The sequence below is a fragment of the Streptococcus pneumoniae genome (assembly GCA_040719455.1).
GTDB lineage: Bacteria > Bacillota > Bacilli > Lactobacillales > Streptococcaceae > Streptococcus > Streptococcus pneumoniae_G.
This window is the reverse complement of sequence record JBFDTN010000001.1, coordinates 61,493-81,829: the sequence shown is the minus strand read 5'-3', so window position 1 is coordinate 81,829 and position 20,337 is coordinate 61,493. Positions and strand designations below refer to the sequence as shown.

21 protein-coding genes are annotated in these 20,337 nt (G+C 40.7%); 4 read left to right on the top strand and 17 right to left on the bottom strand.

What is annotated here, in order from left to right; all coding sequences use genetic code 11:
- The first annotated feature begins 96 nt into the window (after positions 1 to 96).
- Both nrdE and nrdF read left to right on the top strand, forming a co-directional pair.
- Positions 97 to 2,256, top strand: coding sequence for a class 1b ribonucleoside-diphosphate reductase subunit alpha (nrdE, locus tag AB1I63_00380; protein MEW4353351.1), 2,160 nt, complete (start codon positions 97 to 99; stop codon positions 2,254 to 2,256).
- Between the two features lie 288 nt (positions 2,257 to 2,544).
- On the top strand, positions 2,545 to 3,507 hold the full coding sequence (gene nrdF / locus AB1I63_00375) for a class 1b ribonucleoside-diphosphate reductase subunit beta (GenBank protein ID MEW4353350.1): 963 nt from the start codon (positions 2,545 to 2,547) through the stop codon (positions 3,505 to 3,507).
- A 32-nt stretch (positions 3,508 to 3,539) separates the two neighbouring features.
- Here nrdF and AB1I63_00370 read toward each other — a convergent pair whose 3' ends face one another.
- The 14 genes from AB1I63_00370 to AB1I63_00305 form a co-directional block, all read right to left on the bottom strand.
- The gene (locus AB1I63_00370) at positions 3,540 to 4,247 is read right to left on the bottom strand and encodes a type II CAAX endopeptidase family protein (protein MEW4353349.1); all 708 of its coding nucleotides are present in this window, start codon (positions 4,245 to 4,247) and stop codon (positions 3,540 to 3,542) included.
- A 13-nt stretch (positions 4,248 to 4,260) separates the two neighbouring features.
- On the bottom strand, positions 4,261 to 5,037 hold the full coding sequence (locus AB1I63_00365) for a DUF3169 family protein (GenBank protein ID MEW4353348.1): 777 nt from the start codon (positions 5,035 to 5,037) through the stop codon (positions 4,261 to 4,263).
- Positions 5,027 to 5,239: a hypothetical protein gene (locus tag AB1I63_00360; GenBank protein ID MEW4353347.1), complete on the bottom strand. Its 213-nt coding sequence runs from the start codon at positions 5,237 to 5,239 to the stop codon at positions 5,027 to 5,029. Before AB1I63_00360 ends, AB1I63_00365 begins: the two co-directional genes overlap by 11 nt.
- An 11-nt stretch (positions 5,240 to 5,250) precedes the next feature.
- Positions 5,251 to 5,430, bottom strand: coding sequence for a hypothetical protein (locus tag AB1I63_00355; protein ID MEW4353346.1), 180 nt, complete (start codon positions 5,428 to 5,430; stop codon positions 5,251 to 5,253).
- A 2-nt stretch (positions 5,431 to 5,432) separates the two neighbouring features.
- Positions 5,433 to 5,609 carry a hypothetical protein gene (locus AB1I63_00350; protein MEW4353345.1) on the bottom strand — a complete coding sequence of 59 codons (177 nt, stop codon included), beginning with the start codon at positions 5,607 to 5,609 and terminating at the stop codon, positions 5,433 to 5,435.
- Position 5,610: 1 nt separating this feature from the next.
- Positions 5,611 to 5,811 (bottom strand): hypothetical protein, encoded by a 201-nt coding sequence (locus AB1I63_00345; protein MEW4353344.1) that lies wholly within the window; start codon positions 5,809 to 5,811, stop codon positions 5,611 to 5,613.
- A gap of 48 nt (positions 5,812 to 5,859) precedes the next feature.
- Entirely contained in the window at positions 5,860 to 6,066 is a 207-nt protein-coding gene (locus AB1I63_00340) for a helix-turn-helix transcriptional regulator (GenBank protein MEW4353343.1), read from the bottom strand.
- Entirely contained in the window at positions 6,050 to 6,265 is a 216-nt protein-coding gene (locus AB1I63_00335) for a hypothetical protein (protein MEW4353342.1), read from the bottom strand. Before AB1I63_00335 ends, AB1I63_00340 begins: the two co-directional genes overlap by 17 nt.
- A gap of 461 nt (positions 6,266 to 6,726) precedes the next feature.
- Complete coding sequence (gene alaS, locus AB1I63_00330) at positions 6,727 to 9,348, bottom strand: alanine--tRNA ligase (GenBank protein ID MEW4353341.1); 2,622 nt, start codon at positions 9,346 to 9,348, stop codon at positions 6,727 to 6,729.
- 22 nt (positions 9,349 to 9,370) lie between these two features.
- Positions 9,371 to 9,859 (bottom strand): LURP-one-related family protein, encoded by a 489-nt coding sequence (locus AB1I63_00325; protein MEW4353340.1) that lies wholly within the window; start codon positions 9,857 to 9,859, stop codon positions 9,371 to 9,373.
- 242 nt (positions 9,860 to 10,101) lie between these two features.
- A complete protein-coding gene (prsA, locus tag AB1I63_00320) occupies positions 10,102 to 11,058 on the bottom strand; it encodes a peptidylprolyl isomerase PrsA (protein ID MEW4353339.1) in 957 nt (318 codons plus the stop codon).
- A 77-nt stretch (positions 11,059 to 11,135) separates the two neighbouring features.
- The gene (locus AB1I63_00315; GenBank protein ID MEW4353338.1) at positions 11,136 to 11,825 is read right to left on the bottom strand and encodes an O-methyltransferase; all 690 of its coding nucleotides are present in this window, start codon (positions 11,823 to 11,825) and stop codon (positions 11,136 to 11,138) included.
- Position 11,826: 1 nt separating this feature from the next.
- A complete protein-coding gene (pepF, locus tag AB1I63_00310) occupies positions 11,827 to 13,629 on the bottom strand; it encodes an oligoendopeptidase F (protein ID MEW4353337.1) in 1,803 nt (600 codons plus the stop codon).
- Positions 13,630 to 13,647: 18 nt separating this feature from the next.
- On the bottom strand, positions 13,648 to 14,604 hold the full coding sequence (locus tag AB1I63_00305; GenBank protein ID MEW4353336.1) for a competence protein CoiA family protein: 957 nt from the start codon (positions 14,602 to 14,604) through the stop codon (positions 13,648 to 13,650).
- A 158-nt stretch (positions 14,605 to 14,762) separates the two neighbouring features.
- Between AB1I63_00305 and AB1I63_00300 the strand changes: the two genes are divergently transcribed.
- Positions 14,763 to 16,442, top strand: a complete 1,680-nt coding sequence (locus AB1I63_00300; GenBank protein MEW4353335.1) for an IS1182 family transposase — start codon at positions 14,763 to 14,765, stop codon at positions 16,440 to 16,442.
- Here AB1I63_00300 and AB1I63_00295 read toward each other — a convergent pair.
- The 3 genes from AB1I63_00295 to AB1I63_00285 all read right to left on the bottom strand — a co-directional run bounded on the left by AB1I63_00295 (position 16,435) and on the right by AB1I63_00285 (position 19,859).
- Positions 16,435 to 17,598 (bottom strand): MFS transporter, encoded by a 1,164-nt coding sequence (locus AB1I63_00295; GenBank protein MEW4353334.1) that lies wholly within the window; start codon positions 17,596 to 17,598, stop codon positions 16,435 to 16,437. The genes AB1I63_00300 and AB1I63_00295 overlap by 8 nt on opposite strands.
- Positions 17,599 to 17,674: 76 nt before the next feature.
- A complete protein-coding gene (locus tag AB1I63_00290) occupies positions 17,675 to 19,018 on the bottom strand; it encodes a DUF1958 domain-containing protein (GenBank protein ID MEW4353333.1) in 1,344 nt (447 codons plus the stop codon).
- Positions 19,019 to 19,151: 133 nt separating this feature from the next.
- Positions 19,152 to 19,859: a glucosamine-6-phosphate deaminase gene (locus tag AB1I63_00285; protein MEW4353332.1), complete on the bottom strand. Its 708-nt coding sequence runs from the start codon at positions 19,857 to 19,859 to the stop codon at positions 19,152 to 19,154.
- 232 nt (positions 19,860 to 20,091) lie between these two features.
- Here AB1I63_00285 and AB1I63_00280 point away from each other — a divergent pair, with 232 nt between their 5' ends.
- The gene (locus tag AB1I63_00280; GenBank protein ID MEW4353331.1) at positions 20,092 to 20,271 is read left to right on the top strand and encodes a hypothetical protein; all 180 of its coding nucleotides are present in this window, start codon (positions 20,092 to 20,094) and stop codon (positions 20,269 to 20,271) included.
- The last annotated feature ends 66 nt before the right edge of the window (positions 20,272 to 20,337 follow it).

Genomic DNA, 20,337 nt, shown 5'->3' with positions numbered 1-20,337 from the left:
TCGGGGGTGGGCTAGAAATTGATTTCCAAACGAAATCATGATTTTGGTCCCACTCCCCCTTTATTTTGTAGTCACTCACAAGGAGAAAGAAATTTTATGAGTCTCAAACGATTAGAAGATGTTACTTATTTTCGTTTAAATAATGAAATCAACCGTCCTGTGGATGGGCAAATCATGCTCCACAAGGATAAGGAAGCACTTGATGCTTTCTTTAAAGAAAATGTCGAGCCAAATACAAAGCAGTTCTCTTCTATTACTGAAAAAATTGCCTACTTGATAGAAGAAAACTACTTAGAAAAAGAATTTATTGCGCTTTACAAGCCAGCTTTCATTGAAGAGCTATCTAGCTTTATCCATGCCCAAGATTTCCACTTTAAATCTTTCATGGCAGCCTATAAATTCTACAACCAATATGCCCTTAAGACCAATGACGGCGAATATTATTTAGAAAGCATGGAAGACCGTGTCCTCTTTAACGCTCTTTACTTTGCAAATGGAAATGAGACTATTGCTAAAGACATTGCTGATGAAATCATCCACCAACGCTATCAGCCTGCAACTCCAAGCTTTTTAAATGCAGGACGTAGCCGACGTGGTGAATTGGTATCTTGTTTTCTCATCCAAGTGACCGATGATATGAACTCTATTGGACGCTCAGTCAACTCAGCTCTGCAACTCTCTCGTATCGGTGGTGGTGTAGGAATCTCCCTTAGCAATCTCCGTGAAGCAGGCGCCCCCATCAAAGGCTATGAAGGAGCGGCGTCTGGAGTTGTTCCTGTCATGAAGCTCTTTGAAGATAGCTTCTCCTACTCTAACCAACTTGGACAACGTCAAGGAGCAGGGGTTGTTTATCTCAACGTCTTTCACCCTGACATCATCGCCTTTTTATCCACTAAAAAAGAAAATGCCGATGAGAAAGTTCGGGTTAAAACCCTATCGCTCGGTGTAGTCATTCCTGATAAATTCTACGAATTGGCGCGTAAAAATGAGGACATGTACCTCTTTAGCCCTTACTCGATTGAGCGTGAATACGGGGTGCCATTTGCCTATATCGACATCACTGAAAAATACGATGAACTGGTCGCTAATCCAAAGATTGCAAAGACCAAAATCAAGGCTCGTGATTTGGAAACAGAGATTTCAAAACTCCAACAAGAATCAGGTTATCCTTATGTCATTAACATTGACACTGCCAATCGTTCAAATCCGATTGATGGAAAAATTGTCATGAGTAATCTCTGCTCAGAAATCCTCCAAGTCCAAGACCCTAGCCTCATCAATGACGCCCAAGAATATGTTCACTTGGGAACGGACGTGTCTTGTAACTTAGGTTCGACCAACATTGTCAACATGATGACATCCCCAGACTTTGGAAAATCCATCCGCACCATGACACGCGCCCTTACCTTTGTCACAGATAGCTCACACATCTCAGCGGTTCCTTCGATTGCACATGGCAACAGCCTTGCTCATACCTTCGGGCTTGGAGCTATGGGACTTCACAGCTATCTAGCTCAGCAATTCATTGATTACGGTTCTGCTGAAGCCGTTGAATTTACCAGCGTTTACTTCATGTTGATGAACTACTGGACCTTGGTCGAGTCAAACAACATCGCTCGTGAACGTGGCGTGACCTTCCATAACTTTGAAAAATCAGACTATGCAAACGGCAGCTACTTTGACAAATATCTGACAGACCAATATCTACCGACTTTGGATCGTGTGAAAGAACTCTTCAAAGATATCTTTATCCCAGCTGCCAAAGACTGGGCAGACTTGCGTGACAAGGTTCAAAAAGACGGACTTTACCATCAAAACCGCTTGGCAGTAGCCCCTAACGGCTCTATCAGCTATATCAATGATGTTTCTGCTTCGATTCATCCAATCACTCAACGGATCGAAGAACGCCAAGAGAAGAAAATCGGTAAAATCTACTACCCAGCTGCTGGGTTATCCACTGAAACGATTCCATTCTACAAATCTGCCTATGACATGGACATGCGAAAAGTCATTGACGTCTATGCCGCAGCAACTGAGCATGTCGATCAAGGACTCTCTCTCACGCTTTTCATGCGCAGTGACATTCCTCAAGGCATCTACGAATGGAAAACAGAAAGCAAGCAAACCACACGCGACCTTTCTATCTTGCGTAACTACGCCTTTAACAAAGGAATCAAATCCATCTACTACATTCGCACCTTTACCGATGACGGAGACGAAGTCGGCGCTAACCAATGTGAAAGCTGCGTGATTTAAGGTTGCAAGTTTTATGGGCGTGGGACAATCGTCCCAGCCTCATAAAACTACAGAAAATCCTATAAGGGACCTTTCTTAGCAACCTCACTAACTTCGTAAAAATCGTATTATCGACGATTTTTACTGCGTGTTGTAATACAATGCAGAATTCTTAGTGGTCCCTTAGTGACTTACTAGCTACGTATCGTAACATAAAAATGGGGACTTAGCCTAGCTACTACCATGATTAGTATCCTCTCCCTTATATGACGATACGAAAAAATACACCTATCTATTTTAGGAGAAAAAATGACTACATACTACAAAGCCATTAACTGGAATGCTATCGAAGATGTCATTGACAAATCAACCTGGGAAAAATTAACCGAGCAATTTTGGCTCGATACCCGAATCCCGCTCTCTAATGACCTAGATGACTGGAGAAAACTCTCCCACAAGGAAAAAGACTTGGTCGGAAAAGTCTTTGGAGGATTGACCCTTTTAGACACGCTTCAGTCCGAGTCTGGGGTTGATGCCCTTCGAAAGGACGTCCGTACTGCCCACGAAGAGGCTGTCTTTAACAATATCCAATTTATGGAATCTGTCCACGCTAAATCCTACTCTTCTATCTTTTCAACCTTGAATACTAAGGCAGAAATTGACGAGATTTTTGAGTGGACTAATACCAATCCCTATCTCCAAAAAAAGGCAGAAATCGTCAATGAAATCTACCTCAACGGAACTCCTTTGGAGAAAAAAGTAGCCAGTGTATTCCTTGAAACTTTCCTCTTTTACTCTGGTTTCTTCACCCCGCTCTACTATCTAGGCAATAACAAACTAGCCAATGTCGCTGAAATTATCAAGCTTATCATCCGTGACGAGTCCGTCCACGGCACCTACATCGGCTATAAATTCCAACTGGGATTTAATGAATTGTCAGAAGCCGAGCAAGACAAGCTCCGCGACTGGATGTATGACCTCCTCTACACTCTCTATGAGAACGAGGAAGGCTATACAGAGAGCCTCTATGATGAAGTTGGCTGGACTGAGGAAGTCAAGACATTCCTTCGCTACAATGCTAATAAAGCACTTATGAACTTGGGACAAGATCCGCTTTTCCCCGATACGGCAGATGACGTGAATCCTATCGTCATGAACGGAATCTCCACAGGTACCTCTAACCATGACTTCTTCTCCCAAGTCGGAAACGGCTATCTCTTAGGAAATGTTGAAGCTATGCAGGACGATGATTATCTGGTTGGAATGGAATAATGTAAAAAGAAGATCCATATAGATCTTCTTTTTTATGCAAACATAGACAGCAATAAAATGATCCCTAGTAAAGTATTTTTCATGATGTGTATCACCATAGCATCTTTGAGATTTCTCCGATAGGCATAGGATAGATAAATCGCTCCACCCATCAAGAAATAAATCGGAAATGAAACCCAGTCAATGCCATATACTCCTAGCAAATGAGCAAAAGCAAACAGACTACTCGTCACAAGACCTGCGGCAAGACTACGATCGTTTTGAAAGAAATAAACAATTCCAAATCCTCTAAAAATCAATTCTTCCATTATTGGTGTCAATACAGAAATACCAAGGATAAATAAAAGAGAAGAAGGAAGGTGGCTCTTATCCACTAATCCAGCAACTGAATCGATAGCTGCTTGATTATCAGGCATGGATTGACCGGATAAGAAGAAGGTTAGCTGCGCTCCTACGATACTAGCAATATAGCCCAATAGAGTGTAGCCTACTAGAGGTAAAATGTCTTTCTTGGTAAACGATTGGCTTTTCACTTCTTCAGAAAGGTACCTCTTATAGTATCCCCACATCACTCGAATGAGAACTAGAATCCCCATAAGAAAGACAATCGCTAGTAAACTCTCAGCATAAAATGGGATTTTTCTACTCCAAACCATCAGTATGGCTGGTAAGCCGTTGATTTCACGAATGGCAAAAAACAAACCTACAAATTTTAACACATTGATTATTTTCTTTTTCATAGTGATTCTCCTTTTATTTGAAATATTTTTTAATCATCGGAATTTCCCGAATGTTGATATAAATATGAATAAAAGCAACAATTAAGAAAGCGGTTAACTGTACCTCTTGAAGAGCTAAGGAAATAACGTCTAAAATAATATAGAGGGCAGGTAAGATAATCTGGTTAAGACGAAATAGGGTCATAAAGCTATTTTCATAATTTGCTTCCCGCTCTCCCTCATCGTAACTCCGTATCAAATTCAAAGCATCCTCAGGCATGGCAAATTTGGGAAAATCATAATTCCGAACCATCTTCAAGGTTTTTCGATAATAAGGAGTTAAGAAGAATAGTGAAAGATAGATGATAAAAGACACCAGTAAAACCCAAAACTGAGCAAAATCTACGGCAATCATGTAAAAAGCACCAAAGAGCGAGAAAATCATGCTGACACTATAAATATTATAAGTAATTGTTCCATATTCTAACTTTTTATGGGCAGATTTGTAGAATTGATCCATCTTGTCCTCATCGTCCTCTTCCTCCGCCTTTTGATAAGCAATAGCCTCTAAGCGACTACGATGTAACAAATAAAAAGTCATACCAAGAAACACAAGACTAGCCACTTGAGCTAAATATACATACCACTCCAAGGTTAATAACATATGGAATATCTCCTTAAATAGACTTCCACTCCCTATTTCATATCCAACAAAGTAGCTAGCAATTCCACATCCAACAAAGTAGCCACTAATTCCACATCCCAATAAAAATAGAAATAGAAATACGTTCACTCGTTTCTTATTTTTCATCCTTTTTTCCTCCCATTCGCAGCATAAACATTACACTGGCTAAGACCAAACTCGTCACAGCTGTCCTCCAAGACAAGCTTTCAAATGGAACACCTGCTAGGTATTCTCCAAATAAGTAACCAGCATTATAAAGCGCTAACATCCCTGTGACTATCTGAGCAATCATAATGATGACATCTGTACATACTTTTTTCTTTTGCATCTCTTTTCTCCCTATTTCTTTGTCGTAAAACTCAAGCTTATACTAAACACCAATAATGCGATGGGGATAAAGTCTTCCGTCTCAAATCTTTGTTTCATAAAAAGTATAATTATTATGGTTACACTAGCAAGGAGTAAAACCAGTCTTAACACCATTCTCCCTGTAATCACAATTTCTTTTTTCTCTGTCATTTCTAATCTCCTTTGCTCTCTTCTTCTATCAGCAAGCAAGATAAAGCTGGTAAAATGATGAGAAATTCGCTTGTCACATCATGATTTCCAGCAAGGCTTTTCCCAACTGCATAACCTGTCATAAATAGTGCAAACAGTAGAACAACTACTTTAAAATCTTGAATCTGTTTCTTTTTCATATCATTTCTCCTTAGTCTCAAGAGTAAGAAGCTCATCGCTTTTCGGCTCATCAAGCAAAGTGCTAACAGCTAGATAAACCATTAAAACTATTGGAATATCAAACGGTGGCTGAAAACGGATCACTTTCATATCCGATAAAATGACAACTAAGACGTAGCTCATCAATAATAGATGACTCATCACACGAATCACTCGTTCCATACTCTCTCCTCTTTCTAAAAATGTGCTGCCACTAAGAAGAAAACTGCTTTATTCTTCCTCCTCTAGGCGAAAGACTTGCTCCAAGGGTTCATTAAAAATCTGGGCGATTTTAAGGGCAATGATAACTGAGGGGGTGTATTCACCACGCTCAATCAAGCTAATTGTTTGTCTTGAGACTTCTGCGGCCTTGGCTAGGGCTGTTTGATTGAGACCATCTCTAGCTCGTAGTTCCTTGAGCCTATTTTTTAGAATCATGCATATCGACTCCTTCCTTTAAAAGCGTTTTCATTTTTGGGTAAAAATAAAATCCTAAAGCCATCAATGCTACTTGAAAATAACTATCTTCTCTCCCAAATCCTGTATATAGGCTCTTGATGAGGAGAATCAAGATTGCTATCCCAACAAATCCAAAGAAAAAACTTGTCAGAAACACCTGTACGATTTTCAGTTTCATATCGTCTTCCTCCTTAACTTGATTTTATTGTAACACATCTTTTTTATTTCGACAACTATCTTTGTCAAAATAATCATGATTTTTGTCAAAAAGTTTATCATCTTAGTCAGAATAGCTAATTTCCTTGTCAATAAACCCTATCTATCAAAAGATTTTTAGGATAAACTGACAAAAATGTCCTGTTCGAGATAACAAAAAATATCTATACTATACTTGTTTAGTCTTGAGCTAGTATAGTTATTTAGTTTTGATTTAGTACAAGGCAACGAGTCGCAGGCATAACTTAGGTTAGCTGAGGATTATGTTATACAACCTTCAACAGTCCACTGGACTAGGACGAGTTAACGGTGTCATACATGAAAACTACATGACTATAAAAAAGAGTGAGACAAGTCACCCTCTTGTCTCACTCTCACAGAGTTAGTCTAGTATAGAACCTTGCTGTATCAAGGTTTTAGCACTTACAAATGACTTCCGACATTTGCAAGGAGTTTCTCCACTCCCGACACATCACTTCCACCTGCCATCGCCATGTCTGGTTTACCACCACCACGACCTGCAACGATTGGCGCGAGTTCTTTAATGAGATTACCTGCATGAACGTCCTTGGTCTTGCTAGCTACAAGAACATTGACCTTCTCACCGATAGCTGCGACAAGGACAAGGATATCAGAATAATCCCCTTGCTTCCAAGTATCCGCAAAGGTACGAAGTCCGCCAGCATCTGACACCGATACTTGACTAGCAATGTAGCGCATACCATTTGCTTCTTGTACGTCTTTAAAGACATCACCAGCGGCTGCAGCTGCGGCTTTTTCTTTAAGAGCTGCATTTTCTTTTTGCAATTCACGTAATTGCTCTTGCAAGCTTTCTACCTTGGCTGGTACTTCTTTCAACTGCGGAGCTTTCAGAGTCGCTGCAATCGCTTTAAGGGCTTCTTCTTCCTCACGATAGGCAAGAAAGGCCTCTTTACTTGTAACAGCAAGGATACGGCGAGTTCCTGAGCCGATTCCTTCTTCTTTGACAATCTTGAAAATTCCGATTTCAGCGGTATTGCCAACATGAGTTCCTCCGCAGAGTTCCACTGAGTAATCACCGATAGTCACGACACGGACTTCCTTGCCGTATTTTTCACCAAAGAGCGCCATGGCACCCATTTCTTTAGCAGTATCAATATCGGTTTCTACTGTTTCAACAGGAAGAGCTTCCCAGATTTTCTCATTGACTTGATTTTCAATCGCTCGCAATTCGTCAGCTTTCACCGCTTCAAAATGCGTGAAGTCAAAGCGAAGGAAGGCTTCTTCGTTTAATGAACCTGCTTGAGTCGCATGCGAGCCAAGAATATTGTGAAGAGCTGCATGGAGAAGATGAGTGGCTGTGTGGTTTTTCATTACACGATGACGGCGTTTGGTATCAATCGCTAACACATAAGATTCACTCAAGGAAAGTGGAGCCAAGACTTCTACCTTATGGAGTGGCTGTCCATTTGGCGCTTTTTGCACATCTACCACGCGCGCCAAGACTTGACCATTTGCATCACGGATTTCTCCGTGGTCTGCCACTTGTCCACCCATTTCCGCATAAAATGGTGTCTCATCAAAGACGAGATAAGCCTCTTGACCACTCGCTAGTGTTTCTACGGCTTCATTGTCTGCAACAGCTGCCACAAGCTGAGCTGTCAATTCTGTCGTATCATAGTTAAAGCGACTTTCTGCTGTAATGGCTTGAAGCGTTTCATTTTGCATGCCCATAGAGCCGCCTTTTACAGCACTTGCACGCGCACGCTCTTGTTGCTCTTTCATAGCTGCCTCAAAGCCTGCACGGTCTACGCTCACACCAGCTTCTTCTGCAATTTCTTCCGTCAATTCCACTGGGAAACCATAAGTGTCATAGAGTTTAAAGACATCTTGACCAGACATCGTTGTTTGACCAGCTGCCTTCATCTTTTCTACGATGTCTTGGGCAAAATGCTGACCTGAATGAAGAGTCCGTGCGAAAGATTCTTCCTCGCTCTTGATAATTTTCTCAATAAAGGCTTTCTTCTCAAGCACTTCTGGGTAATAACTTTCCATGATTTTACCCACAGTTGGAACGAGCTTATAAAGGAATGGCTCGTTGATGCCTAATTTTTGTCCATGCATAGAGGCACGACGAAGCAAGCGACGAAGGACATAACCACGACCTTCATTTCCAGGAAGAGCTCCATCACCAATGGCAAAGCTGAGCGAGCGAATGTGGTCTGCAATGACCTTAAAGCTCATGTTATCCCCATCTGGATCGTAGGTTTTGCCAGAATATTTTTCAACCTCACGAATGATAGGTAAGAACAAATCGGTTTCAAAGTTGGTTTTAGCCCCTTGGAAAATAGCTGCCAAACGCTCCAAACCAGCGCCCGTATCAATATTTTTATTTGGCAATTCCTTGTACTCAGAACGTGGAATGGCTGGATCTGCATTGAATTGCGACAAAACGATATTCCAAATCTCGATGTAGCGGTCATTTTCAATGTCTTCAGCCAAAAGGCGAAGTCCGATATTTTCAGGGTCAAAGGCTTCTCCACGGTCAAAGAAAATTTCCGTATCAGGACCAGAAGGTCCAGCACCAATCTCCCAGAAATTATCCTCAATCGGAATCAAGTGGCTTGGATCCACCCCTACTGCAATCCAGCGGTTGTAAGAATCCTTATCCTCTGGATAATAGGTCATATAGAGCTTGTCTTTTGGAAAAGCAAACCACTCTGGATTTGTCAAAAGCTCATAAGCCCATGTAATCGCCTCATCACGGAAATAATCCCCGATAGAGAAGTTTCCAAGCATTTCAAACATAGTATGGTGGCGAGCTGTTTTTCCGACATTTTCAATATCGTTGGTCCGAATAGCCTTTTGGGCATTGGTAATCCGAGGATTGTCTGGAATGATAGTTCCATCAAAGTATTTCTTCAAGGTTGCCACCCCAGAGTTGATCCACAAAAGAGTTGGATCATTGACAGGGACAAGACTGACAGACGGTTCAACACTGTGTCCTTTTGCAGCCCAGAAATCAAGCCACATTTGGCGAATTTGAGCACTTGTTAATTGTTTCATTTCTTTTCTTTTTCCTTTCTCATTATGAGGTTGTAGAAGCCTCTCGCATAGCCTTGACATAGTCAATGGCAATGACAAGAGCAATAGCCATATCGCAGTAGTCCTCGTCATAGACGGCAACATCATAAGTAGAAGTCATGCGAAACCACTCTTGGTCAATATGAGCCACGACACGGCTACTCTCGATGAGGTCAAATTTCATATCCCAGATATTTCCAAGAACTTCCAAGCCTAGATTTTCGATTTCATAGCGAGGTTTGAGCCAGCTCAGCTTTTTTTGGATAACAAAGCGAGTCTGTCCTTTCACCTCCACTTCAAATCGAGGGAGAAACCAAGTAAATTTCCGCTGAATGGTACTGACCAGTTGTCCTTGCAGATCCAAAATCTTGAAAGACTTCATCCATTTGAACAAGCTTCCTTCTACTTGGTAACAAACCTGATCATACTCGTCTTTGATGGTGAACTTCCCACCGAGTGACCAGAGCTTTTGCTTGATATAGAACTGCTTCATATCTACCTCCAAAAAAAGACAAGAACAAAGACGAAGGGCGAAAAACCGCGGTACCACCTTCATTCAATGAACTTGTCATTCTCGATTTGCCTGCTAATCACAGACTTGTATGAAATTTTCCTCTCGAGTAGCAAGATAGGCACTTTTAGATGGCTCGCAGCACCGCCATTTCTCTGGACTAAAAGACTAGCCTATCCATTCTCAATAGGTTTATTATACTTGCTTTTGGGCGATTCGTCAACTTATTTTGAAGAAGATTCGCTAGATGCTTCACTAGAGCTTGATGTGTCTGCCCCTGCATTCATGTATTGGGCAAAGACATTTTGGAAGGCTGCATCTTTCACTTTCAAATTAGCAGCCTTCAACTCTTCTGCCACAATCTTTTGAATAAAGCTCGCATCATTTTGTTTTTGAGTGAGGATGATTTCTTTCAAGCGATCCTTGTAATCTTCCCACTTCTCTTTCTTCTCTGACTTGCTATTTAGCTTGATGATGTAGTAGCTATTTGTATAAGCAGAAGCTTTCGCTGTAATCACTTCAGAGATGCCGTTTGGCTCAAGGGCAAAGGCTGCTTTTTTCACATCATCTGGCAATGTTGTAGAGCCTGAGTCAAACTTAATTTCGCCACCTTTTTCCTTCGTTGCAGCATCAGTCGAGTTTTCTTTGGCAATTTGTCCAAAATCTGCGCCTTCTGCTTTTGCTTTTTCCAAGACTTCTTTTGCCTTGTCTTCGCTATCTAGCTTAATCACTTGAGCAGTCACTTCTGGCGTATAAGCATCGTAGGCCGCCTTATAAGCATCATCATTGATTTCTTTTTCAGCGGCTTTTTTTACAGCGTATTCAACCAATTTACTTGTGCGGATTTGCGCGTGGTAGCTTTCTTCTGTCAAACCAGCTTGAGCAAGGATTTGCGGGAAGGCTGCACCGTAAGATTTTTTATTTTCTTCAAAGGCTTCTTTGACTTCTTTTTCAGAAACCTTGTCACCATATTTCTTTTCAAACACATCTTGAATAGTCATGTTCAAAAGAACTTGTTGCGCAGCGGTATTGTTTTTGACTTGCTCATAAAATTCGCTAACAGTAATGGTATCGCCTTTCATAGTGACGATATCTGTATCTTTATTGGTTGATTGGGAACAAGCGGCTAGGGTCAATACTGACAAGAGAGTCACCGCTCCCGCTAAAAATTTTTTCTTCATTGGGTATTACTCCTTTTTATCATTCACTTTCTCTATTGTACCACAAAATAAATTGGATATCTTAAATTTTGCTAAATTCACGCTTCATTCTTACGAATCATGAGAATTCCATCCCCTAAAGGAACCAAGGTCACAGTCAGATTGTCCACATCCAGTGTCTCCTCAAACAAGCTATGAAGCCCGCGATAAATGGTCCGCTGACCACGTCTGACATCTGTGATATCCTTTGCCACATCACCACCTTGAAATACATCATCAATCACGATAATACCACCTGATTTCAAGCGTTTCAAGACTTCCGGCAAAAAGACGACATATTTGGACTTGGCAGAATCCATAAAGACAAAATCATAGGTATCCTCAAGCGTTCCTAGAATATCTACCGCATCTCCTTCTAACAAGGTGATTTGCTTTCTAAGATCATAGCGAGCAAAATTTTCCTTGGCCAAGCCAATCATCTCAGGATTGCGATCAATAGTTGTAATCTTAGCTTTGGGAGCATGTTCTGCCATCAACAGAGCAGAAAATCCAATCGCTGTCCCAATTTCTAAAATATCTTGAGGGGCTAAGCTCTCTAAGAGAAAGCGAAAATAAGCCACTGTTTCATGCGGAATAATGGGGATATTTTCCTTGCGAGCAAAGGTTTCAAGCTCTTTTAAACCACCTGAAACCTGCTTTTGCCGCGTCCGCATAAAATCCACAATCTCTTCTTTCACAACTGGACGACGCATGTTGTGGTTTGCATTTTTACTATACGACTCTACCATATTAGATCAAACCCAACTTTTCTACTAACGCTTCAAACTCATCCAGACGGCGTTCAAAAACAGCAAAGGCTGCGTCGAGATAGTCCTCTTTTTCCATATCCACGCCTGCTTTTTTAATAACATTTAGCGGATAATCAGAATTTCCTGCCTTGAGGTAATTAAGGTAGGCTTCCTTATCCTCTGGACGACCGTGGACAATCTTTTCTGCCAAGGCTGAGGCTGCAGAGAACCCTGTCGCGTATTGGAAGACATAGTAGTTATAGTAGAAATGCGGAATTCTTGCCCATTCGTACTGGATTTCTGGATTGTCTTCTTTTTTGAGACCGTAATATTTCTCGTTCAGATTTCCATAGAGATTATTGAGGTATTCGCTCGTCAAGACTTCACCGTTTTGGTCTGCTTGATGAATGGCATGTTCAAACTCGGCAAATTGCGTTTGACGGAACACCGTTCCTTTAAAACCATCTAAGAAATGATTCAAAATCGCAAAACGAGTATAATCATCACTCACTTCTTCCAGTAATTTCTCCGTTAAGATATTTTCATTGGTTGTGGACGCAATTTCCGCTAGGAAAATAGAGTAATCGCCATAGACATAAGGCTGTGTCTCTCTTGTGTAGCTGGAATGCATACTATGACCTGTCTCATGTACCAAGGTGTATAGATTATCTAGCGTATCTTGCCAGTTTAAGAGCATGAAGGCATTGGTATCATAAGAACCACCAGAGTAAGCGCCTGAGCGTTTTCCTTGATTCTCATGAACATCAATCCAGCGTTCTGAGAAGGCTTTTTTCACACGAGAAAGATAGTCATCTCCCAAAATTGCCAAAACTTCCTCTGACTTCGCTAAAGCCTCTTCATAGCTAAATTTGTAATCTACCTCTGATAATGGTGTGTAGACATCATACATTTTTAAGTCAGACAAACCAAGGATCTTCGCACGCAACTTCATATAGCGATGCAAGAGCGGCAGATGTTTATGAACCGCAGATACTAAGCTATCGTACACACTTTCAGGAATGAAGTTGTTTGCTAAAGCCGCCTCACGCGCACTCTTATAGTGACGCACCTTCGCACGGTAATTTTGCACCTTGACATTGGTTTGAAGCGTCTTTGCATAAGTGTGCTGATACTGCTCATAAACACTATACATCGCTTCATACGCCTCTTTTCGAACCTTGCGGTCTTTAGACTCGACCAAGGTGATGTAATTGCCATGAGAGAGCTGCACCTCGTCTCCGTCTTCATCACGAACCAGTGGAAAAACAAGGTCTGCATCGTCTAAAATCGCAAAAGTCTCACTCGCAGCACCAAAAATCTCACTAGCTCCTGCAAGCAACTCCTCTTCACGCTGAGATAAAACGTGCTCCTTTGCTTTTAACAAACGATCAAAAAAGTGAGCGTAGAGCGATAATCCCTCTTCTTCTTTCAAGAAAGCAGCATAGGCTTCTGCTGTAATCTGCATGAATTCTGGCTCATAAAAGGCAAAGGTTTGACCAAAATCACTGTATAAACTGCTAGCCTTTGCTTGATATTCTTGGTATTTCGCTTCGCGTGTATCTTGGTCATTTTTCATTGACGCATAGACATAGAGCTTTTCCAAGCGACGTGACAGCGTCATATAGGTATCTGTCGTTACAAGCAAGCTCGTAGCTGAATCAAGCAAATGCCCTTCTAAGCTCTTTGCAGAAGTAACATCAGCCGAAAGACTCGCCAACTCCTCCTCCCAAGCTTCATCACTCGGAAAAACAGTCGTTAAATCCCAAGTATATTTTTCTTCGATTTCATTTCTTTGTTTTGCCATAAAAAATCCTCCGTTTCCCTATTTTATCATATTTTCGGATAAAATCCTCCGATAAAAGGCTGGTGGATAGAGAATTTGACCATTTTTGCGCGGCTCTTTTTGGTAGTAAGCTTGAAAATTCTCATAATAACTCTCTAAATCTTGGGAAATCTGACAGAAATCTTGAGCTTTGATAGGTCTGACCTGTGGATAAAATTCATCCTTAGTCATGGCTAATAAATTCTTCCCCTCTTGGTAACAAACAGCTTGTAACGCCATCCATTTGGGTTGCTGATAGTAGAGTTGCTGGCGGATGTAGTGGCAAATATCTGGATCTTCTTTGGCGAGAAAACTAGTCACTTCCTGCGCTTGATAAGGAGAGCGTAAGACCTCTAGCAAATCTCCTTTGTCAAAAGGAAACTCCTTGCTCTTATATTGAGCTAAACCATGTAAATCCTCATGAATCAGATATTTGAGCCGCAACACTTCTTTTTCTTGGTCTAATTCCCAAAGATGAAAGCCCATATTTTGACTAAAATAAAGGAAGTGTTTTTGCAAAGCAGTAAGCGATGTTTTGAGCCACAATTTTTTACCCAAAAGCCATAGGACTTGATAGCCCGCCTTATGGTACTGGCTAGTCCGCTCTTTTAAACGTTTCACGCTTAGCGAGCTACACTGGACTTCAAGTGCAAGCTTTTCCTCCACTAAAAGGTCTGCAATCTGCTGGATGCTGGGTAAGAATGCTTCAATCTTTAGCTCGTGCTGCCCCTCTCCCCAACGATACAAGTTAGCTTTGAGATTCAGATGTTCATCACTTTCATTTTCCGTGTAGCCCTCACAAGTTCGGAGAGACACATGCGCAAAATGCGGTCGCATAATAACCCCTTTCTTAACCCGCACAGGACTCTCACAAAAAGGGCAGAAAAACTCCCCGACTAAACTCTCTTGCTCCAAACTATTCACTAGATTTCCATTTTTATCTGACGCAACAAGCATAACCCCTCCTTTTTCTTTTTTATTCGTAAAAAAAAAGAGTCTGGGCAAAAACTAGCTTCAGAAGTTAAAAAACGAGCATTTCCGTAGATGGAGATGCTCGTTTTCACAAAGTCATGGTATCATTATAATAACCACAAAATAACTAGAAAGCCATGACGATGTATAAAGAGTATAACACAAATCAATTCAGTTTGGAACTAAATCTTGCTTTTGATCTCCCAATGACGCATGAAGCAAGACTGATTAGTTTGTTCGTGGATAGTATGCCAAGTGATGTGCTGCTTGAAGAAAAGTCACATACGGGCCGCCCTGCTTTTCATCCTGCTATGCTCTTAAAAATGACGCTCTTCGCTTATGCCCGTCAGGTCTTTTCTGGTCGTAAAATAGTGCAGATGAACGAAGAAGTTATTCCGATGAAATGGCTCAGTCAAGACACTTATGTTAGCTATAAAACCATCAATAATTTCCGTTCAAGTAAACATGCCAATCACCTGATTAAGACTGCCTTTATTTACTTTACCCTACTCATGCGAGACAATGGTCTGATTAAAGACGAGGCGCTCTTTATCGATGGCACAAAACTAGAGGCCGATGCTAATCTCTATTCTTTCACATGGAAGAAAGCTGTCGAGAAATACGAGACTGCTTTAAATGGAAACATCTCTAAACTCTATGACAAGCTCGTTCAAGAAGGGGTAGATTTAGCCCTCTCAAAAGAAGAATGTGAAACCAGCGATGGACTCAAAGCCCTGCTTGAAAAGACTGAAGAGGCCCTTGATGAAGTGGAAAAAGCAATCGCCCAAGAGCCAAAAGTTATCAAAGGCGGTTCTGCTAATAAACAAAAACGACGTCGCATCCAGAAGCTCCGCAACCAATTGAAAAAAGATTACCTCCCTCGTAAACAGCGCTACGAAGAGGCTAGAGATACTTTTCTAGGACGCAATTCGTTTTCTAAAACAGACCATGACGCTACCTTTATGCGGATGAAAGAGGATCATATGATGAATGGCCAGTTGAAACCTGGTTATAATGTTCAAGCCGCAACCAATGGTCAATACGTTCTTGCTTATGATATCTTTCCCAATCCAACTGATACCAGAACCCTCAAACCCTTCCTCCAATCCATTCAAACATTAGACTTGTTCCAAAACATTGTAGCTGATGCAGGTTATGGTAGCGAGGAGAATTATCGTTTTATTATGGATGAGCTGGAGAAAACACCGCTTATTCCCTATGGCATGTACCAAAAGGAATTAACTAAGAAATATAAGAACAGTGCAGAGAACCCAGCTAACTGGGATTATCTTGAAGAGACAGACCAGTTTATAAAACCAGATGGAGTTGTTTATTCCTTTAAGAACTATTCTCGCCGAACGGACAAGTACGGCTTTGAACGAGATTTCAAAATTTACGAGGCAGATAAGATACAGGACACGCTAGAGCTAGATCAACTTGCCAAAACAGAAAGTGGTCATCAGAAACAAATCCATTATAATCCGACTTGGAATTATTTTAAGGAAGTCATAAAGGAACAATTGCATAGCGAAGAAGGCTCTCGCATCTACGCTAAACGGAAAATCGATATCGAGCCCGTTTTTGGCAGATTGAAGAGTATTTTTGGCGTGCGCAGAGTTCACGTTCGAGGGAATCAAGCTGTCCAAACAGAGGTCGGATTCCTCTTCATGAGTATGAATCTCACAAAATTGGCAAAGTATTTGGCTACTAAAACCTTTAAAAATCAAAAACCACACTGTGATTCTTTCATCTTGATTGTTTTCAAGATGGAAATGACAGTGTGGTTTTATTCTGAAGCGAGTTTTTGCCCAGCCTCTAACTAAACAACTTCTTATCTGGATTATTAGGGATTTTCAAAAAGACAGAAAGCATAAGAGAGACAAGTAGAATCGCGACTAAAAAGAAGCTCATCGTGCTATATCCTGCTTGATCGACAATATTTCCAGCCATATTTTGAATGAAAATCGTCCCTAGGCTACGAACGGTCTGTACTAAGGCTAGAGCTGTCACCAGATATTTTTCATCAATCAGATTAGCGACAATCTTGAGATTGACCATGATTAAAATCATATTAGCGGCGTGCTTAGCAATCAAGGTTAGCACAATCTTCGAGAGTAAACCTAACTCCAAACCATAGACAGCATATTGGAGAGTCAAAACACCTATCCCAAGATACAGCAAGGTTTTCATAGATACCTTATCCATAAATAAATAAGAATAAAAAATCAGCGGTGATTCACAGATAACAGCAAGGGCAATGACCGTCGTAGCCGTACTGACACTCAGCCCACTGTGCTCTAACATCGAAGGAATATAAGTATGCCCCGTATTTGCCACACCTGAATAGAGAGCGACAATCAAGAGATAATAGAAATAAACTCGATTTTTTAAAATCTGCCCTAGATAGGACTCCTTCTGCCCTTCTAGCTTCTCCTTTGGATCATGCTTTGGATTGACTCCAAGTACTCCTAAAATGCTCAAAATCATGGTTAAGATAAAAACAATGAAAATGGCCTGCGGAGAGACATACCGATAAATTAAACCAGCCATCTGAGACCCTAGTGCATAGCCAATCGTTCCCCAAATTCGAATTTTCCCATAGGTATAAGGGCTTTTTGCTGCCAAAATATCCATAACAGGATTGACCCCATTAATCAACATCAAGACTAAACTATACCAAATACTCAAAAATAGTAAACTTTCCGCCTGCATGAAAAAGAGCGCACCAATAATGATCAGCAGAAAGCTATACAGAGTTACTTTTTTAATCCCAATCTTGTCATTTAAAATCCCCATAATGGGTTGCGCTATCATGGAAGTAAAAAAAGAGCTTGATACCACAATCGATACCTGCGTCGCATTAAATCCTCTATCGAGCATATACACAGATATGAGAGTCGAAAATAAAGAAAATGATAAAAAATAGAAACTATACATTAGAAAATAAGCAAAATAGCTATTTTGAAATTTTTTAAACAACAACGTTCTTCCTTTCGTTACAAAACTCGACCAGTCCACCTGATCGAGTTTTCCTTTTATCTTTTATAATAATTGATTATTTTTCACGACGAGACAAGCCTTCTTGACGATCCTCTTTTCTTTTTTTACGACCAGCAGTTTCAATGACTAAGATAAGGATTAAAACCAGTAAAGGAATAATGATGAAAAATTTATAATCAAATAAGAATGTTTTCCAAGACTTGGCATTGGTAGGCTGAGTGATAATTTGCTTCGCAGCTCTTTTTAGACCTGTCTCTGCTGGCTCAACTTTTTCACCATCTGAAATTGTTGAAGAAACTGTTTCAAGACCATTTTCAACCTTTAGCCTATCATTTTCGACGAGAACCTTTGGCTCAGCTCCTTTTTTAACAGTCGCATAGAAATCTTTTGACAATTTATAGGTCTTGCCGTTGATGTCTTGATCGCCCGCTGAGAAGACTTTCTTATAATCATAATCCTTAAAGGCTTTTTCCATCAAAGCATTGCCAAAAGGATGGCGGTAATACTCACCGTCTTGATCTGACCAGTCCCCAACACCCATAATCACACAGACAAAACGCTGTTCCCCTCGCTTGATGGTTGCGATATAGTTAAATGCTCCCTCAGGGCTTGACCCTGTTTTCAGACCATCTACTCCCTCAAGCTCATACTTAGCGCCTGGAAGAGAGTAATTATAGGTCTCAAAGGTTTCTTCGTATGGAGTCCCCTCTTTAACCGTCACCACTGCATCTTTAGTAAAGTTTAAAATCTCTGGATGATTTTTGATGAAATAATAGCCTAAAATCCCCATATCACGCGCAGTGGTTTGATTGGCTGAATAATTGTCATATTGGTAAGGGGTGTAGTAGCCTTTGAAAGCAATGGCAGCAGCACCACTCGCATTAAACCACTTGGTGTTAGTCATGCCTAATTCTTTAGCCTTGGCATTCATCTTGTCCAAAAAGGCATCTGCATCATAATCTGATAGATAGTTAGCCAACATCACTGTTGTCACATTTGAGGATGGAACAGCAGTCATGGTAATCAGTTCTGAAACCGTATAATCAACGCCAGCTACGATATTATTGTTGGAAATTTCATAAATTTTTGAGATAGCTTGGTCTGTCGCGGTCGCCGTAATGACCGTATCAAGTGATAAGCGTCCTTCTTTAATGGCTTCAAATACTAAGTAGAGCGTCATGAGCTTACTCATACTTGCAGGATCTCTTATCTCGTCAATATTATCCTGCCAAACAATATCTCCTGTATTCGCATCTAAGACCAAGGAAGACTTAGGACGATTGATTTCCTGTGCATTAGGGTAACTCTCTCGAGTAATGTCCATCAACTCATCGCTACTAGCACTAACAGGTGCTAACAATAAGAGCAAAACAGATAAAAAGGCTAAGACTTTTTTCACGGCATTTCTCCTCATATTTCTACTTCTTTTCTAGTATATCATAAAATAAAAGAGAATTCGCCCCTCTTTTGATGATCTGCCTAAAAACTTACTAGAATCATAGAAAAGAGCAGGAATTTCCTGCCCCTATTACTTAATGTTTCAAACCACTCAAGGCTGCTTTATCTGCAATAATCACAACATCGTCATGGTTTTGAAGGCTACTTGCTGGTAATTCTTCTGTGATCGGACCATCAACCATACCAGCAATAGCATAAGCTTTTGATGCTCCATAAGCAAACAAGACAATGGATTTAGCACTCAAGATATTGGCAATCCCCATGGAAATCGCCTGCGTCGGCACATCCTCAATCTTGTCAAAAAATCGGCTGTTAGCCTGGATGGTTGACTCTGTCAATTCAACTGCATGAACTTGGCTATCAAAAGGCGTTCCTGGCTCGTTAAATCCAATATGCCCATTGGTTCCAATACCCAAGACTTGGAAATCTACTGGATGCTCTTTTAGCAAACTATTGTAACGAACCACTTCTTCATCAATATTTTCTGCCTTACCATTTGGCAAAAAGCTCTCCTTAAAAGGCTTTTCATCAAACAGATTTTTTTGCATAAAATAGCGATACGACTGATCATTTTCTCCATCTAATCCCATGTATTCATCCAAATTGACACTGATTAAATCGGATAAATCTAAATCACTCTCTCGAATTTCCTTGTAAAATTCCAGCGGGCTGCTTCCTGTGGCTAAACCGATCGTTTTAGCACCACTCGCTAACTTTTCTTTGAGCAGTTCAAAGGCTACACGTCCGCCTTCTACTTGATTTTCTACCTGAATAATTCTCATGATAAACCTCCTTGAGTTTCCTTACTTTTATTGTATGGTATAGACCAATTTTTGTCAAGCAATTTTCGAGGATTTCTCTGTTAAAAATGAAGGTAAGAAAATCTATGGTAGCACTTCTCAAAATGATCATCGAACAAATGTTGAGCGGTTTCATCTTAAAAGTCATTGATTAAGGACTAAATAAAGATTGATCCTGTCAAAAACTTAGCAGATTTTATGATATAATGGAGCTATGTTAGTTCAATTACTGGTTTTATTTATCCTAGGAGCTGCCTGTCTCCTTTTTGCGACCGTCCTTACTGCTTTTAAGCTTGTAAGACGCGTCTTGTTTGTCATCGGTGGACTCTTGTTTAGCCTGCCTTTTTTAGCTTGTGCCTATTTTCTCTGGGTGATTTTAACACAGGCAAGGTAGGAATTTCTTTCTCTACATACACCGCTGAAACCAGCCACGACATCTAACCTAGATATGAAGTACTGA

What these genes read in the sequence shown, in the direction of transcription:
- AB1I63_00300 (MEW4353335.1), top strand. Translation starts at nt 14,763, where the DNA reads ATGTATAAAGAGTATAACACAAATCAATTCAGTTTGGAACTAAATCTT.
- AB1I63_00370 (MEW4353349.1), bottom strand. Translation starts at nt 4,247, where the DNA reads ATGAAAAAGAAAATAATCAATGTGTTAAAATTTGTAGGTTTGTTTTTT.
- prsA (MEW4353339.1), bottom strand. Translation starts at nt 11,058, where the DNA reads ATGAAGAAAAAATTTTTAGCGGGAGCGGTGACTCTCTTGTCAGTATTG.
- AB1I63_00335 (MEW4353342.1), bottom strand. Translation starts at nt 6,265, where the DNA reads ATGAAACTGAAAATCGTACAGGTGTTTCTGACAAGTTTTTTCTTTGGA.
- AB1I63_00365 (MEW4353348.1), bottom strand. Translation starts at nt 5,037, where the DNA reads ATGAAAAATAAGAAACGAGTGAACGTATTTCTATTTCTATTTTTATTG.
- pepF (MEW4353337.1), bottom strand. Translation starts at nt 13,629, where the DNA reads ATGGCAAAACAAAGAAATGAAATCGAAGAAAAATATACTTGGGATTTA.
- alaS (MEW4353341.1), bottom strand. Translation starts at nt 9,348, where the DNA reads ATGAAACAATTAACAAGTGCTCAAATTCGCCAAATGTGGCTTGATTTC.
- AB1I63_00345 (MEW4353344.1), bottom strand. Translation starts at nt 5,811, where the DNA reads ATGGAACGAGTGATTCGTGTGATGAGTCATCTATTATTGATGAGCTAC.
- nrdF (MEW4353350.1), top strand. Translation starts at nt 2,545, where the DNA reads ATGACTACATACTACAAAGCCATTAACTGGAATGCTATCGAAGATGTC.
- AB1I63_00340 (MEW4353343.1), bottom strand. Translation starts at nt 6,066, where the DNA reads ATGATTCTAAAAAATAGGCTCAAGGAACTACGAGCTAGAGATGGTCTC.
- AB1I63_00350 (MEW4353345.1), bottom strand. Translation starts at nt 5,609, where the DNA reads ATGAAAAAGAAACAGATTCAAGATTTTAAAGTAGTTGTTCTACTGTTT.
- AB1I63_00305 (MEW4353336.1), bottom strand. Translation starts at nt 14,604, where the DNA reads ATGCTTGTTGCGTCAGATAAAAATGGAAATCTAGTGAATAGTTTGGAG.
- AB1I63_00285 (MEW4353332.1), bottom strand. Translation starts at nt 19,859, where the DNA reads ATGAGAATTATTCAGGTAGAAAATCAAGTAGAAGGCGGACGTGTAGCC.
- AB1I63_00360 (MEW4353347.1), bottom strand. Translation starts at nt 5,239, where the DNA reads ATGCAAAAGAAAAAAGTATGTACAGATGTCATCATTATGATTGCTCAG.
- AB1I63_00315 (MEW4353338.1), bottom strand. Translation starts at nt 11,825, where the DNA reads ATGGTAGAGTCGTATAGTAAAAATGCAAACCACAACATGCGTCGTCCA.
- AB1I63_00325 (MEW4353340.1), bottom strand. Translation starts at nt 9,859, where the DNA reads ATGAAGCAGTTCTATATCAAGCAAAAGCTCTGGTCACTCGGTGGGAAG.
- AB1I63_00355 (MEW4353346.1), bottom strand. Translation starts at nt 5,430, where the DNA reads ATGACAGAGAAAAAAGAAATTGTGATTACAGGGAGAATGGTGTTAAGA.
- nrdE (MEW4353351.1), top strand. Translation starts at nt 97, where the DNA reads ATGAGTCTCAAACGATTAGAAGATGTTACTTATTTTCGTTTAAATAAT.
- AB1I63_00280 (MEW4353331.1), top strand. Translation starts at nt 20,092, where the DNA reads ATGTTAGTTCAATTACTGGTTTTATTTATCCTAGGAGCTGCCTGTCTC.